This is a genomic window from Buchnera aphidicola (Cinara piceae) (assembly GCF_900699035.1).
In the GTDB taxonomy this organism is placed as follows: Bacteria; Pseudomonadota; Gammaproteobacteria; order Enterobacterales; family Enterobacteriaceae; genus Buchnera_F; species Buchnera_F aphidicola_AV.
The window spans coordinates 387,354-402,232 of the sequence record NZ_LR217739.1 but is presented as its reverse complement, the minus strand read 5'-3'; the positions used below and the strand labels follow the sequence as shown (position 1 = coordinate 402,232).

The window sequence follows — 14,879 nt, the reverse complement described above, 5'->3', positions numbered from 1 at the left end:
TATATCTATAGAAATATTATCTAATTTAATTAGATAATATAATTATATTAATAATATAGATTATTTATTTATATGAATTAAATAATTGTTTAGATATATCATGTTTAATATATTTTAAGATATAAATATAATTTTTATTTTTTATTTTTTAAAAATGATATTTTTGATTATAATAGTTATCAAATCGTGACCATTGCCCATTAAATGTTAATCGAATTGTTCCTGTAGGTCCATTTCTTTGTTTTCCTATAATAATTTCTGCTATTCCTTTTAATTCACTATTTTCATGATATAATTCATCCCTATAAATAAATAAAATTAAATCAGCGTCTTGCTCTAAAGAACCAGATTCTCTTAAATCTGAATTTACCGGTCTTTTATCTGATCTTTGTTCTAGTGATCTATTTAATTGTGATAGAGCTATAATAGGAATATTAAGTTCTTTTGCAAGAGCTTTTAATGTTCTGGAGATTTCAGCTATTTCTAATGTTCTATTTCCTGATAATGATGGTATTTTTATTAATTGCAAATAATCAATCATAATTAAACTTAATCCATTATTTTCTCGATATATTTTTCTTGATCGTGAACGAACTTCATTTGGTGTTAGACCAGAAGAATCATCAATATATATGTTTTTTTTTTTCAATAAAATATTGATTGTACTGGATATTCTACTCCATTCTTCGTTATTTAATTTTCCGGTTCTAATTTTTGATTGATTTACTCTTGATAGTGAAGCAAGCATACGAATCATAATTTGTTCACCGGGCATTTCTAAACTAAAAATTAAAATTGGTTTTTCATATAACATTGCAGTATTTTCACATAAATTCATAGCGAATGTTGTTTTCCCCATTGATGGTCGAGCAGCAATAATAATTAATTCTGATTGTTGCAAACCAAATGTTTTTTTATTTAAATCGTGATATCCAGTATTTAATCCCGTAATCCCATTATTAGGTTTTTTTAAAAGTTTTTCAATAGATTGAATAGTACTATCTAAAATTGTTTCTATATTTTTTGGTCCTGTATTATTTTTTTTACGCATTTCAGATATTTTAAATATGCTGGATTCAGCATAATCTAATAATTCAGTACTTTTTCTGCCTTTTGGATAATATCCGGAATATGCAATATTATGTGCTGTTAAAATAATTTCACGTATAATTGCTCTTTCTCTTATTATTTCAGCATATGCAATTATATTAGTAATACTAGGTGTATTTTTAGAAATTTCTGCTAAATAAGAAAACCTTCCTACATTATTCAGTTCTCCTTTCTGTTCTAATGATTCTGATAATGTAATTAAATCTATTGGAGAGCCTTTTTCAATTAAGTTTTTCATTTCACAGAAAATTAATTGGTGTTGTCTATTATAAAAATCTTCAGTAACAATATATTCTGAAATAATATCCCATTGTTGATTATCTAACATTAGCCCGCCTAAGACGGATTGTTCTGCTTCTAGTGAGTGAGGTGGTATTTTTAATTTATTTATTTTTTCTTTTAATTCTATCATAAATAATTGTTTCTCTTATATAAATTTTTATTTTTTGTTATTATATAAATAATAATTTTAATATTTGATATTTCTATTTTAGGAATAGTTTTTATTTTTTTATATAATTATTTACTTTTTTTAATGTATCTGGAATTAAAAAAAATATATAGTAAATTTTGAATAAAATATCTTTTTTAATATATTTTTATTTTTTGATAAAATAAATTTTTTATAGAAAATTTTTATATTTTTTTATTAAAAATTTTACTTATTTTTTTAAATAAATTATATATATTTTTTTTATTATGTATACAATATTGAATATATAATCTCCATTTTTTAGCATCTGGATAATTGTAAAAAATATTTAACATGTGTTTCATTATATGAATAATTTTATTTCCATTTTTGACTTCTTTATTAATATATATCAACATTTTTTTTAAACATTTTTTTAAATTAAAATCTTTTTTATAAGCAAATATTTCTTTTTCAATTTTACATAGTAATAATGGATTTTTATATATCTCTCTCCCCATCATAACTCCATCTACATTTTTTAAATGTTTTTTTATCTCTAAAATAGATTTTATTCCTCCATTAATAATAATTATTAAGTGTGGTAGCTCTCTCTTTATTTGATAAACATATTCATAATTTAATTCCGGTATATTACGATTTTTTTTAGGACTTTTTATTTTTAAATCAGCGATTCTTGCATGAATAATAAATTTTATACAATACTTATTTTTTGATACTTTTTGAATAAAATCTTTTAGAAATTTATAATTATTTTTTTTGTTTGTTCCTATTCTAATTTTAACGCTAATTGGAAGTGGAACTGTTAAATATATGGATTTAATTAATTGATATACTAAAACAGGTTTATACATTAAACATACACCAAAATTACCTAATTGCGCATGTTTAGATGGGCAACCAATATTTAAATTTATTTCATTAAAACCCATTGAATATGCAATTTGTGCACATTTAGTAATATGTTTCGGGTTATTCCCGGCTAATTGTATAGCTATAGGATTATTATATTTTATTTGTTTTTTTTGAAATAATTGTTGGGAATATAGCATTTGTTGCGTCGTGATCATTTCAGTATATAAAAGAGTATTTTTTGTCAATTGTCGATAAAAAAATAGACAATGTCTATCTGTGCGTTTTAACATTGGAGCAACAGAAAATTTATTAAAGTAATTATTTTTCATATGTTATATTTAATATGTTATATCTCTATATTAGAGATAATATTATTTTTGATATAAAAGTTATATTTTTTTATTTTAAAATATAAAAAATTAGTTAAATAATTTATTATATATCTTTGTTTTAAAAATATATTTTTATTTATATATATTTAATTTAACTAAAATAGTTAGGATTATGAAAATATCTTTATATTTTATGATATAATTTTTAATATTTATATATTTTTATTAATTACATTTAGGTTAAATGTTATGGCTAGTAGAGGTATTAACAAAGTTATTTTAATCGGTTATTTAGGACAAGATCCGGATGTTCGTTATATGCCTAATGGTGGAGCGGTAGTAAATATTACAATTGCTACTTCTGATGTATGGAAAGATAAAAATACAGGTGAAACAAAAGAAAAAACTGAATGGCATAGAGTAGTTTTATTTGGTAAAATTGCTGAAATTTCTGGTCAATATTTAAAAAAGGGATCTCAAGTTTATATTGAAGGATCTTTACAAACTCGTAAATGGAAGGATCAAAATGGATTAGATCGTTATACTACAGAAGTTATTGTTAGTGTTACTGGATCGATGCAGATGTTAGGTTCTCGTAATATAAATAATGCATCACATACAGTTGTTGATAAAATTCAAGATATATCAAATGATAAAAATAAATCTATTGGAATAAATAAATTATCTAATAATGATGATATTACTTCAGAATATCAAAATAAATCACATTTAGTAGATACAACATCGAAAATTGATTTTGATGATGAGGACATTCCTTTTTAGTTTTGTATTAAAAAAATTTATTAAAATTATTATGATTGTAAATATATTCAAAATTTTAATTATACAAATTTTTTTTTCTGATAAATTCTTTTAAAATATTACAAAATGTATTAGGGTGTGATAAAAAAGGAGCATGTCTAGCACCTTTAATTATAATAGAATTACTATTTTTTCCAATATCATCCATTTTATGGCATATTTCTTGAGGTACAAGATTATCTAACTCACCATATATTCTTAATATAGGGATGTTATTCGATAATATTTCATTTCTTTGATCAATTTTTGTTAACCATTGATATCCTATTTCAATAGCTTTTTTTTTTGGATTAGGATATTTTTTGAAAAAAAAATGATTTATTGATGTAGTTATCATTTTTTTATTTAGAACGTGCAATATAATAAATTGTTTTAAAAATTTATTATAATTTTCAAATATATCTTTTTTTATTGATTTTAATATTTTTTTTGTTGTACCTGGCCATTGTTTTTGTTTTATAAAATATGGTGATGTTGTTATATAAATAACCGCTATAGTATAGTGCGGATAATTAAAACTTAAATAATGTGCAATTAGTCCCCCCATAGACCATCCTAACCATATTACTTTATATTTTATTTTTTTTAATAAATAAATAGATATTTCTTTAAAATTCATAATAGAACAATTAATACTTTTTCCAAATCCCGGTAAATCAATAATATGTAATGTAAAATATGGTTTTAATATAGGAATTATATTCCCCCAAACAATAGAATTTAACCCCCATCCATGAAAAAAAACTATATTTATTTCTCCTTTTCCTATAATAGACCAAAATATTTTTTTTTTCATTTTATTCATAAAGTTTATTGTTTTTAATAAATAATTTTAAATAATATCATTAATAAAAAATTTATATATTTTTATATTTTTGTTAATATAAATATATTTATTTATATTAATATACCATAACATATTATAAAGAGTAATTCTATGATTACAATTTCTGATTCAGCTAAAAAATATATTATTAAATTATTATCTAAGAAAAAGGTTGGAACAAATATTAGGATTTTTGTGAATTCCCCAGGTACCATGTATGCTGAATGTGGTATGGCTTATTGTGGTTATCAAGATGTTGATAAGAAAAATGATAAAAAAATATCTTTTAATGAATTTAATATTTATCTTTCTAAATCTATACTCCCATTTTTAAAAAATGCTACAATAGATATCATTACAAATGATTTAGGTACACAAATTACTATAAAAGCACCATATGCAAAATTATTGAACAAATCAAAAAAATTTTATCAATTAGAACTTAATGTAAAAAATTTTTTATCTGATAAAATTAACCCAAAACTTTTATTACATGGCGGTTCAGTTATTTTAATTGAAATTAGTGATACTGGTATAGCAATTATAAAATTTTCTGGTGGTTGTAATGGGTGTGCAATGATAGATAGTACTTTAAAGGTAGGAATAGAAAAAAAATTAATAAAACATTTTCCAGAGATATCTGGTGTTAGTGATATTACTAATCATATTTCAGGTCAACATTCATATTATTAATTTTTTAGTATTTAAATAAATTAAATAAGAATTATATTAGTATTATTTTATTGCATTTTTATGGTGAGAAAGGGATTCGAACCCTTGATACTTTTTATAATATACACGCTTTCCAGGCATGCTCCTTAAACCGCTCAGACATCTCACCTTGATATATAATAAAATAAATTATTTATAATCATTATGTATAGTAGTAAAAAGTATTTTTAAAATCAAGTTTTTTATTATATTATTAAATATATTTCAATTCTTTTTAGATTCCATTTTTATAAATTTTAATTTTAATTATAAAAATTTTTGATATTTTTAATAAATATATAATTATATTTAATTATTGTTAATAAGTTTAGGGATATTTATGTTAAAAGACAAAAAAAAAAATATTTTTTTAGTTGGTCCTATGGGAGCAGGAAAAAGTACAATTGGTCGTTTTTTATCTAAATCATTAAACATGCAGTTTTATGATTCTGATATTGAAATTGAAAAAAGAACAGGAGCAGATATAGACTGGGTTTTTGAAGTAGAAGGTGAATCAGAGTTTCGTGCGCGAGAAGAAAAAATTATTAATGAATTAACTAATAAAAAAGGTATAATATTAGCTACAGGAGGAGGATCAATTTTATCATTTAAATCAAGAGACTTATTAAATTCTAGAGGCATTGTTGTATATTTAAGAGCCACTATTAATGAACAATTAATTAGAACTAAAATTGATAAAAAAAGACCTTTATTATCACACGATAATAATAAAAATAAAAAAATATTATACAATTTATTTCAAGTGCGTGATCCTCTATATAAGAATGTTTCTCATTTCATTATAGATACTTATAATAAAGGAATCAAATTAATTGTATCCGATATTATTCGTTATATACATTGCAGTAATTCATTTAATTAATTATATAATTTTAATTATATACACTAAATAAGAGTTTAGTACTATGATAGAGAAAATACACGTAAATTTGAATTTAAATAGTTATAATATATATATTGGTAATCAATTATTAGATGATATATCAATTTCATCTGTTTTTTTAAATCATAAAAATAGTGTTATAGTTACAAATGAAACTATATATAATATTTTGTTAAAAAATAAAGCAAATAGTAATTTTTATAATTATATTAAAGATATAAAATTTTTTTTAATTCAAGATGGAGAATATTATAAAAATTTTAAAACCGTTGAATCAATAATATCTTTTTTATTAAATCAACAATATGGACGTGATTTATCATTAATAGCTTTAGGGGGAGGAGTGGTTGGTGATATTACAGGATTTGTTGCATCTATATATCAAAGAGGTATTAATTTTTTTCAGATTCCTACAACTTTACTGGCTCAAGTTGATGCTTCTATAGGCGGAAAAACCGGAATTAATCATGCATTAGGAAAAAATATGATTGGTTCTTTTTGGCAACCTAAAGGCGTATTAATTGATATTAATTTTCTTTCTACTTTACCTAAAAAACATTTTATTTCCGGTATAGCTGAAATTATTAAATATGCTATTATTTTTGATAATAATTTTTTTATGTGGTTAGAGAAAAATTTATTAAAAATATTACAATTAGAGGAAAATAAATTATTATTTTGTATAAAAAAATGTTGTGAATTGAAAGCGTCTATCATTGAAAATGATGAAAAAGAAAATGGTTCACGAGCTTTTTTAAATTTAGGGCATAGTTTTGCTCATGCAATTGAAACATATTCTGGTTACGGGAAATGGTTACATGGTAATGCTGTTTCTGTTGGTATTGTCATGGCTTCATATTTATCTTTTCAGTTAGGTATTTTAAAGAAAGATGATTTATTTAAAATAATAAATATTTTTTATAATATTGGCTTGCCAATAAAAGGACCTAAACATATGAAACCAAATGATTATCTTATATTAATGTCAAGAGATAAAAAAGTACTGAATGGAATTATGCGTTTCATTTTACCAATTTCTATAGGTAAAGTAAAAATTTTTTCCTCTATTGATAAAAATATATTGTTAAATGCTATTAAAAAATTTCAAAAAAAAATATATTTTTTTAATTCTTGATTATATTATTTATAATAATGTATTACAATTTACAATTATATTTCTATAAATATTTTTTTTATTAAAAATAATATATTGATTATATTATAGGAAATTTATGAAAAAATTTTTAATTGTACCGTCTATTTTATCTGCTAATTTTTGTAATCTAGAGAGTGATATACGAAAGATTTTATGTGCTGGCTGTAATCTTATTCATTTTGATGTAATGGATAATCATTATGTTCCCAATCTTACAATGGGCCCAATAATCTTACAATCTATAAAAGATAATAAAATTCCAGTACAGATTGATGTACATTTAATGGCATCTCCAGTAGATTCGTTGATTTTTTTATTTTCTAATTTAAATGTAAAATTTATTACTATTCATCCTGAAACTACTAATCATTTAGATAAAACTATACGACTTATTAAAAAAATTGGTTGTGGCGTTGGTATTGCTATAAACCCAGCAACCCCTCTAAATTGTTTAGATTATATATTTGACGAATTAGATTTAATACTCGTAATGACAGTAAATCCGGGTTTTGGCGGGCAGATTTTTTTAAAACATATTTTAAAAAAAATTAAGTATATACGTTATTTAATTAATAAAAGAAAAAGAAGTATTTTATTATCAGTTGATGGTGGAATTAATTTATCAAATTTTTCAAGCGTAATAAACGCTGGTGCTGATATTGTAGTGATTGGATCGGCTATTTTTGATTCTAATGATTATGTACAAACCATACAAGACTTTAAAAAGATTTTTATTTAATTTTATAGTTAATATAAATATATTTATTATACATTTTTTAAAAAATATTGTTGAAGGGTTCTTTATATATGTTAGATTGTAAAAAAAAAGATATTATGTTTACAGGTATTCAACCTACAGGTTTACTTACTTTAGGTAATTATTGTGGAACTATGTGTAGTTGGAAAAAAATACAGAAATATTATCAATGTTTTTTTTGTATTGCTGATTTACATTCTTTAACAACGATTAAAAAAGATTATTTAAAAAATAATTTTTCTTCTGATATTTTAGATATGGTAGCGTTATATTTAACATGTGGAGTAAATCCAAAAAATAGTGTAATTTTCTTACAATCACAAGTATATACACATAGTCAATTATATTGGATTTTAAGTAATTTTGTTTATTTTGGTGAGTTATCTCGTATGACTCAGTTTAAAAAAAGATTATCACATAATAACAAAAAAATTAATTTGTCTTTATTTTCCTATCCTATTTTAATGGCTGCTGATATTTTATTATATTATACTAATTTTGTTTCTATTGGTTTAGATCAAAAACAGCATATAGAATTAGTTAAAAAAATTGCTCTTCGTTTTAATTCTATATATGGAAATATTTTTATGATACCAGACATTTTAATAGATACAATGGGATGTAAAATTATGGCTTTGCAAGATCCTAAAAAAAAAATGTCAAAATCTGATACAAATATTAATAATACAATCTTTTTATTGGATAGTATTGATTCTATACGTTTAAAGATAAAGAATGCATTAACTGATTCTGATAACCCGTCTCAAATTATATTTAACCCTCAAAAAAAACCAGGTATTTCTAATTTATTATCAATCTTTTCATGTCTTACAAATATTGATATTTCTCTTTTAGAAAAGGAATTTAAATTTTATCAATATTCTAAATTTAAAAAAAAATTATCAGATATTATTTGTGATACAATTTTTAAAATACAACAGTCCTATATGTATTTTAGAAAAAATGAAGATTATTTAGTTGGTATTTTACAATCAGGAAAAAATATTGCATTAGATATTAGTAAAAAAAATTTAAAAAAAGTGTTTAATCTATTACATTTAATGTAATAAATATTATAATATTGTATAAAAAAAATTAGAATATTTTATTTTTTTTATAGATAAATAATAATTCATATTTTATTAATATTCTTTTTTATTTTTAATAGAAAATTTATATTTATATGATTAATATTAATGTATTTACAAAAATAAAATATTATATTTTTATATAATCAGATATTTTATTATTTTAAGAATTTTTTTATTGTGGTCATACTATGAATTATATTCTTTTTGTTACTGGTCCACCTTATGGAACTCAAAATTCTATAACTGCTTTTTTGTTTGTTAGATCTATTCTTTTATTAAATCATCATATAAAAAAAATTTTTTTTTATGCTTCGGGTGTATACAATGCTAGTATTATGATTTCTCCACCGATAAATGAATTTAATATATTAAATGGATGGATGCATTTGAAAAAAAAATATAATCTTGAATTATGTATTTGCCCAGGATCAGCCTATAGAAGAGGAATATTATCAAGTAATAAATCTACTATAAAATATAAAGATATTCAAGGTATTTGTTCGTCTTCATTTAAATTAACAAGTTTAAATGAATTCTCATATTCTATAAATAATTGTGATCGTATTATACAATTTTAATTGTAAATAAAGTTGAATTCTATGAAATCTATTGCTTTTGTTTTTTCTAGCGCTCCACATGGAAATAGTATAAGTAGAGAAGGTCTTGATTTGATTTTATCTTTTTCCGTTTTTAGTAATAAAATTGCTTTGTTTTTTATTGATGATGGTGTATTTCAATTAATGAAACATCAAAAACCAGAGTTAATTAAATTATATAATTATTCTCTTTCTTTTAAAATTTTATCATTATATGATATAAAGGATTTTTTTTTTGTAAAAAATCAGCTCATCAGAGAGGTTTAAAAGAAAATAATGATTTTTTATTACCAGTAATATTTTTAAATAGTTCTTGTATTAGAAAAAAAATTAATAAATTTGATTTTATTTTTAAATGGTGATAATGAACAATTTATGTTACATATTTTATTAAATTCCCCATATGTCATATCTATATCATCTTTGTTATCTTTTAGTTCTGTTTGTGATGATTTAATTTGTATCCAGGATGGTGTGATATTAAGTGTTATAAATAATAGTTATGTAGAAAAATTATATAAAAATTTTAATTTGATTTATTTTTTAAAAGATGATTTATCTGCTAGAGGTTTATTAACAGCGGCTAAAAAAAATAATTTAATTATTATTAATTATTGTGATTTTGTGTTATTAACATCTAGTCATAATAGAAATATGACTTGGTAATTATTTTTAAAATTAAAATCAATATGATTTAGATTGAATAGTGTTTATTATACTATTTAATTTAGTATAATATTTTTAATTATTTCTATATTAAATAGAGAATACTCGGAGATTATATGTCTACTATTAATCAGCTTGTTCGTTCGTCTAGAATACGAAAATTAGTCAAAAGTAATGTACCAGCTTTATCTAGTTGTCCGCAAAAGAGAGGTGTTTGTATTAGAGTATATACTACCACACCTAAAAAACCAAATTCTGCATTAAGAAAAGTTTGTCGTGTTAGATTAACAAATGGTTATGAAGTAACAGCTTATATTGGGGGAGAAGGTCATAATTTACAAGAACATTCAGTTATTTTAATTCGAGGAGGAAGAGTAAAGGATTTACCGGGTGTACGATATCATGTAGTTAGAGGTGCTTTAGATTGTTCTGGTGTTAAAGATCGAAAAAAAGGTCGATCAAAATATGGTGTGAAAAAATTAAAAGTATAGATATTTTAAAGGAGTTTATATATGCCACGTCGTCGTATAATAGGACAGCGTAAGATCTTACCTGATCCTAAATTTTCTTCAGAGTTATTAGCTAAATTTATTAATATATTAATGATTAACGGTAAAAAATCTATTGCTGAAGACATTGTTTATTCAGCTTTATCTGTGTTATCTAAACGAATACGAAAAAAAGAATTAGACATTTTTATATTGGCACTTGATAACGTTAAACCTATTGTGGAAGTAAAATCACGCCGTGTTGGTGGATCTACATATCAAGTTCCAGTTGAAGTTCGACCAGTAAGAAGAAATGCTTTAGCTATGAGATGGATAGTAGAAGCTGCTCGTAAGCGTACTGACAAATCTATGTCAATTCGTTTAATTAATGAATTAGCAGATGCTATAGAAAATAAAGGTTCAGCTGTACGTAAACGTGAAGAAGTGCATAAAATGGCTGATGCAAATAAAGCATTTGCACATTATCGTTGGTAATTTTATTTATAAAAATATTTTTATGTATATAAATATATGAAATAATTTGATTATAAAAAATATTTTAATAAGAGGATGTTTATGGTACGTATAACACCTGTTACTCAATATAGAAATATTGGTATTAGTGCGCATATTGATGCAGGTAAAACAACTACAACTGAACGTATATTGTTTTATACTGGCATTAATCATAAAATTGGGGAAGTGCATGATGGTGCCGCTACTATGGATTGGATGGTACAAGAACAAGAAAGAGGAATAACTATTACTTCAGCTGCAACTACTACTTTTTGGTCAGGAATGGCTAATCAATTTTTACCACATCGAATTAATATTATTGATACTCCAGGTCATGTTGATTTTACAATTGAAGTTGAAAGATCAATGAGAATATTAGATGGAGTAGTAATGATTTATTGTGCTGTCGGTGGAGTTCAACCGCAATCAGAAACGGTATGGAGACAAGCAAATAAATATAAAGTACCAAGAATTGCTTTTGTAAATAAGATGGATCGAATGGGAGCTGATTTTTTAAAAGTTGTTAATCAAATCCACACACGTTTACATACTATAGCTGTTCCAATTCAATTGTCTATTGGTTCTGAAGAAAATTTTTTAGGTATTGTTGATTTAGTAAAAATGAAAGCAATCAAATGGTCGAAACAAGATCAAGGTATAACATTTAAATATTATGAGATTCCGAAAGAATTATTATCTATTTCTACAAAATGGCACATAAATTTAGTTGAAATTGCTGCTGAAGCAGATGATGATTTAATGGAAAAATATTTACAAAATGAAGATCTAGATGAACAGGATATTAAAAAAGGATTAAGAAAAAGAGCTTTAAATAATGAAATTACTTTAATAACTTGCGGTTCAGCATTTAAAAATAAAGGTGTACAAGCTTTATTAGACGCTATTATTGAATATTTACCTTCTCCGAAAGATATTGATGAAACTAAAAATTTTATAAAAAATAAAAAACAGATTCATTCATATAGAAGTGCAGATGACAAACAGCCGTTTTCTGCTCTTGCTTTTAAAATTGCATCAGATGCTTTTGTTGGAAATTTGACTTTTTTTCGTGTTTATTCAGGTATTGTTCGATCAGGTGACGTAGTATTAAATTCTGTAAAATCTCATACTGAAAGATTTGGTAGAATTGTACAAATGCACGCTAATAAGCGAGAAGAAATCAAAGAAGTTAGAGCAGGTGATATTGCAGCTGCAATTGGTTTAAAGAATGTTACTACTGGTGATACATTATGCGATGTAAATAATCCAATTATTTTAGAAAAAATGGATTTCCCTGAACCTGTTATTTCTATTGCAGTAGAACCTAAAACAAAAGCAGATCAAGAAAAAATGGGTTTAGCTTTAAATAGATTAGCTAAAGAAGATCCTTCTTTTAGAGTGTGGACTGATAATGAATCCAATCAAACGATTATAGCGGGTATGGGTGAGCTTCATTTAGAAATTATTATTGATCGTATGAGACGTGAATTTAATGTTGATGCCAATATAGGTCAACCTCAAGTCGCTTATCGTGAAACAATTTTAACTAAAGTAATAGATGTTGAAGGTAAGCATATTAAGCAATCTGGTGGTAGAGGTCAGTATGGACATGTTGTAATTGATATATTTCCTTTAAAACCAGATAAATCAGGTTATTCTTTTGTTAATGATATTAAAGGTGGAGTAATTCCCGGAGAATATATTTCTTCTATTGATAAAGGTATTCAAGAGCAATTAAAATCTGGTCCTTTAGCTGGATATCCTGTTGTTGATATTGGAATACGTTTACACGATGGTTCTTACCATGATGTTGATTCTTCAGAACTTGCTTTTAAGTTAGCTGCTTCATATGCGTTTAAATCAGCATTTAAACAAGCACATCCAATTTTATTAGAACCGATTATGCAAGTTGAGGTAGAAACTCCAGAAGAATATATGGGGGATGTAATTGGTGATATTAATCGCCGTAGAGGAATAATTGAAGGAATGGTGGATGATTTAATAGGTGGAAAAAATATTAAAGCATATGTTCCTTTATCTGAAATGTTTGGATATGCTACTGATCTAAGATCTCAAACTCAAGGAAGGGCTTCTTATTCTATGGAATTTATAAAGTATACAGAAGCTCCAAGTTCAATTTGTGATACTATTATCTCTAAGAGAAAAAATTAATAATTTTTTTATATATTTTTAAAGATTTAAAAATAATTTTATCAATGAAGGAAAAAAAAATCATGTCAAAAGAAAAGTTTAATCGTTCAAAACCGCATATTAATGTTGGAACTATTGGTCATGTTGATCATGGAAAAACTACTTTAACAGCAGCTATCACTACTGTTTTATCAAAAAGATTTGGTGGAAAAGCCTGCGCTTTTGAACAAATAGATAATGCTCCAGAAGAAAAAGCTAGAGGAATTACTATTAATACTTCACATGTTGAATATGATACCGAGGTTCGTCATTACGCTCATGTTGATTGTCCCGGGCATGCGGATTACATAAAAAATATGATTACTGGAGCCGCTCAAATGGATGGAGCAATTTTAGTAGTAGCAGCTACAGACGGTCCCATGCCGCAAACTAGAGAACATATTTTATTAGGAAGGCAAGTTGGTGTTCCGCATATTATCGTTTTTTTAAATAAATGTGATATGGTAGATGATGAAGAATTATTAGAATTAGTTGAAATGGAAGTACGTGATTTGTTAACGCAATATGATTTCCCGGGAGATGATATTCCAATTGTACGTGGTTCTGCTTTAAAAGCTTTAGAAGGTGATAAAGTTTGGGAAGATAAAATTATTGAATTAGCAAATTATTTAGATAAATATATTCCCGTACCTATTAGAGCAGTTGATGAACCATTTTTATTGCCAATTGAAGATGTTTTTTCTATTTCTGGTCGTGGTACTGTTGTAACGGGTCGTATTGAGCGCGGTATTGTTAAAGTTGGTGAAGAAATTGAAATTGTTGGAATTAAATCTACCACCAAAACTATATGTACTGGAGTAGAAATGTTTCGTAAGTTATTAGATGAAGGTCGTGCGGGAGAAAATGTTGGTATTTTACTGCGCGGAACAAAACGTGAAGATATTGAACGCGGGCAAGTTTTAGCTAAACCTGGAACTATTCATCCTCATTTAAAATTTGAATCAGAAGTTTATGTTTTATCTAAAGAAGAAGGTGGAAGACATACTCCATTTTTTAAAGGTTATCGCCCTCAGTTTTATTTTAGAACAACCGATGTTACTGGATCTATTGAACTGCCTGATGATGTTGAAATGGTTATGCCGGGAGATAATATAAAAATGGTAGTTACATTAATCCACCCGATTGCTATGGCGGTAGGATTACGTTTTGCAATTCGTGAAGGTGGAAAAACAGTTGGAGCTGGTGTAGTTGCAAAAATAATTGAATAATATTAATATAAATTTTATTATATATCAATATTTTGACATTTTGTCAAGAATAGAGTTTCGCTCTTTTCTTGACATATAATATAAAAATTATGTAATTTTTATTATTATAATTTATTGTTATTTTTTATATTATTTTAATATAAAAATATTTAATTTATTTTTATTTTTTTAAAAAAATAAATTATTATTAGTATAAT

At 24.4% G+C, this 14,879-nt stretch carries 15 protein-coding genes, 1 tRNA gene and 1 pseudogene; 13 read left to right on the top strand and 4 right to left on the bottom strand.

Features of this window, described 5'->3' with window-relative positions; translation table 11 throughout:
* Positions 1 to 148: 148 nt before the first annotated feature.
* The gene (gene dnaB / locus BUCIPICE3303_RS01855; protein ID WP_154049408.1) at positions 149 to 1,522 is read right to left on the bottom strand and encodes a replicative DNA helicase; all 1,374 of its coding nucleotides are present in this window, start codon (positions 1,520 to 1,522) and stop codon (positions 149 to 151) included.
* 224 nt (positions 1,523 to 1,746) lie between these two features.
* Positions 1,747 to 2,727 carry a tRNA dihydrouridine(20/20a) synthase DusA gene (dusA, locus tag BUCIPICE3303_RS01850; protein WP_154049407.1) on the bottom strand — a complete coding sequence of 327 codons (981 nt, stop codon included), beginning with the start codon at positions 2,725 to 2,727 and terminating at the stop codon, positions 1,747 to 1,749.
* A gap of 252 nt (positions 2,728 to 2,979) precedes the next feature.
* Here dusA and ssb point away from each other — a divergent pair, with 252 nt between their 5' ends.
* Positions 2,980 to 3,513: a single-stranded DNA-binding protein gene (ssb, locus tag BUCIPICE3303_RS01845; RefSeq protein WP_154049406.1), complete on the top strand. Its 534-nt coding sequence runs from the start codon at positions 2,980 to 2,982 to the stop codon at positions 3,511 to 3,513.
* A gap of 55 nt (positions 3,514 to 3,568) precedes the next feature.
* Here the strand turns inward: ssb and BUCIPICE3303_RS01840 are convergent, their stop codons facing one another.
* Positions 3,569 to 4,348: an alpha/beta fold hydrolase gene (locus BUCIPICE3303_RS01840; protein ID WP_172598708.1), complete on the bottom strand. Its 780-nt coding sequence runs from the start codon at positions 4,346 to 4,348 to the stop codon at positions 3,569 to 3,571.
* A 141-nt stretch (positions 4,349 to 4,489) separates the two neighbouring features.
* Between BUCIPICE3303_RS01840 and BUCIPICE3303_RS01835 the strand changes: the two genes are divergently transcribed.
* Entirely contained in the window at positions 4,490 to 5,071 is a 582-nt protein-coding gene (locus BUCIPICE3303_RS01835; protein WP_154049404.1) for an NfuA family Fe-S biogenesis protein, read from the top strand.
* Between the two features lie 61 nt (positions 5,072 to 5,132).
* Here the strand turns inward: BUCIPICE3303_RS01835 and BUCIPICE3303_RS01830 are convergent.
* Positions 5,133 to 5,219: transfer RNA gene (locus BUCIPICE3303_RS01830), tRNA-Ser, on the bottom strand.
* Positions 5,220 to 5,429: 210 nt separating this feature from the next.
* Here BUCIPICE3303_RS01830 and aroK point away from each other — a divergent pair.
* The 11 genes and pseudogenes from aroK (at position 5,430) to tuf (ending at position 14,682) form a co-directional block, all read left to right on the top strand.
* Positions 5,430 to 5,972 carry a shikimate kinase AroK gene (gene aroK, locus BUCIPICE3303_RS01825; protein ID WP_154049403.1) on the top strand — a complete coding sequence of 181 codons (543 nt, stop codon included), beginning with the start codon at positions 5,430 to 5,432 and terminating at the stop codon, positions 5,970 to 5,972.
* A gap of 43 nt (positions 5,973 to 6,015) precedes the next feature.
* On the top strand, positions 6,016 to 7,128 hold the full coding sequence (aroB, locus tag BUCIPICE3303_RS01820; RefSeq protein ID WP_154049402.1) for a 3-dehydroquinate synthase: 1,113 nt from the start codon (positions 6,016 to 6,018) through the stop codon (positions 7,126 to 7,128).
* A gap of 97 nt (positions 7,129 to 7,225) precedes the next feature.
* Positions 7,226 to 7,888 carry a ribulose-phosphate 3-epimerase gene (rpe, locus tag BUCIPICE3303_RS01815; protein WP_154049401.1) on the top strand — a complete coding sequence of 221 codons (663 nt, stop codon included), beginning with the start codon at positions 7,226 to 7,228 and terminating at the stop codon, positions 7,886 to 7,888.
* Positions 7,889 to 7,956: 68 nt separating this feature from the next.
* Positions 7,957 to 8,973 (top strand): tryptophan--tRNA ligase, encoded by a 1,017-nt coding sequence (trpS, locus tag BUCIPICE3303_RS01810; protein ID WP_154049400.1) that lies wholly within the window; start codon positions 7,957 to 7,959, stop codon positions 8,971 to 8,973.
* A gap of 212 nt (positions 8,974 to 9,185) precedes the next feature.
* Positions 9,186 to 9,575, top strand: a complete 390-nt coding sequence (gene tusD, locus BUCIPICE3303_RS01805; RefSeq protein WP_154049399.1) for a sulfurtransferase complex subunit TusD — start codon at positions 9,186 to 9,188, stop codon at positions 9,573 to 9,575.
* A 21-nt stretch (positions 9,576 to 9,596) separates the two neighbouring features.
* Positions 9,597 to 9,955: pseudogene (tusC, locus tag BUCIPICE3303_RS01800) on the top strand (sulfurtransferase complex subunit TusC).
* A gap of 13 nt (positions 9,956 to 9,968) precedes the next feature.
* Positions 9,969 to 10,259, top strand: coding sequence for a sulfurtransferase complex subunit TusB (gene tusB / locus BUCIPICE3303_RS01795; protein WP_154049398.1), 291 nt, complete (start codon positions 9,969 to 9,971; stop codon positions 10,257 to 10,259).
* Between the two features lie 116 nt (positions 10,260 to 10,375).
* Positions 10,376 to 10,750: a 30S ribosomal protein S12 gene (gene rpsL / locus BUCIPICE3303_RS01790; RefSeq protein ID WP_154049397.1), complete on the top strand. Its 375-nt coding sequence runs from the start codon at positions 10,376 to 10,378 to the stop codon at positions 10,748 to 10,750.
* Positions 10,751 to 10,771: 21 nt separating this feature from the next.
* On the top strand, positions 10,772 to 11,242 hold the full coding sequence (gene rpsG, locus BUCIPICE3303_RS01785; protein ID WP_154049396.1) for a 30S ribosomal protein S7: 471 nt from the start codon (positions 10,772 to 10,774) through the stop codon (positions 11,240 to 11,242).
* An 81-nt stretch (positions 11,243 to 11,323) separates the two neighbouring features.
* A complete protein-coding gene (gene fusA, locus BUCIPICE3303_RS01780) occupies positions 11,324 to 13,435 on the top strand; it encodes an elongation factor G (RefSeq protein WP_154049395.1) in 2,112 nt (703 codons plus the stop codon).
* Positions 13,436 to 13,497: 62 nt separating this feature from the next.
* Positions 13,498 to 14,682, top strand: coding sequence for an elongation factor Tu (gene tuf, locus BUCIPICE3303_RS01775; RefSeq protein WP_154049394.1), 1,185 nt, complete (start codon positions 13,498 to 13,500; stop codon positions 14,680 to 14,682).
* Positions 14,683 to 14,879 lie beyond the last annotated feature (197 nt).

Bases quoted from the DNA above. Each gene is read 5' to 3' on its own strand.
- dnaB (WP_154049408.1), bottom strand. From the start codon at position 1,522: ATGATAGAATTAAAAGAAAAAATAAATAAATTAAAAATACCACCTCAC.
- dusA (WP_154049407.1), bottom strand. From the start codon at position 2,727: ATGAAAAATAATTACTTTAATAAATTTTCTGTTGCTCCAATGTTAAAA.
- ssb (WP_154049406.1), top strand. From the start codon at position 2,980: ATGGCTAGTAGAGGTATTAACAAAGTTATTTTAATCGGTTATTTAGGA.
- BUCIPICE3303_RS01840 (WP_172598708.1), bottom strand. From the start codon at position 4,348: ATGAAAAAAAAAATATTTTGGTCTATTATAGGAAAAGGAGAAATAAAT.
- BUCIPICE3303_RS01835 (WP_154049404.1), top strand. From the start codon at position 4,490: ATGATTACAATTTCTGATTCAGCTAAAAAATATATTATTAAATTATTA.
- aroK (WP_154049403.1), top strand. From the start codon at position 5,430: ATGTTAAAAGACAAAAAAAAAAATATTTTTTTAGTTGGTCCTATGGGA.
- aroB (WP_154049402.1), top strand. From the start codon at position 6,016: ATGATAGAGAAAATACACGTAAATTTGAATTTAAATAGTTATAATATA.
- rpe (WP_154049401.1), top strand. From the start codon at position 7,226: ATGAAAAAATTTTTAATTGTACCGTCTATTTTATCTGCTAATTTTTGT.
- trpS (WP_154049400.1), top strand. From the start codon at position 7,957: ATGTTAGATTGTAAAAAAAAAGATATTATGTTTACAGGTATTCAACCT.
- tusD (WP_154049399.1), top strand. From the start codon at position 9,186: ATGAATTATATTCTTTTTGTTACTGGTCCACCTTATGGAACTCAAAAT.
- tusB (WP_154049398.1), top strand. From the start codon at position 9,969: ATGTTACATATTTTATTAAATTCCCCATATGTCATATCTATATCATCT.
- rpsL (WP_154049397.1), top strand. From the start codon at position 10,376: ATGTCTACTATTAATCAGCTTGTTCGTTCGTCTAGAATACGAAAATTA.
- rpsG (WP_154049396.1), top strand. From the start codon at position 10,772: ATGCCACGTCGTCGTATAATAGGACAGCGTAAGATCTTACCTGATCCT.
- fusA (WP_154049395.1), top strand. From the start codon at position 11,324: ATGGTACGTATAACACCTGTTACTCAATATAGAAATATTGGTATTAGT.
- tuf (WP_154049394.1), top strand. From the start codon at position 13,498: ATGTCAAAAGAAAAGTTTAATCGTTCAAAACCGCATATTAATGTTGGA.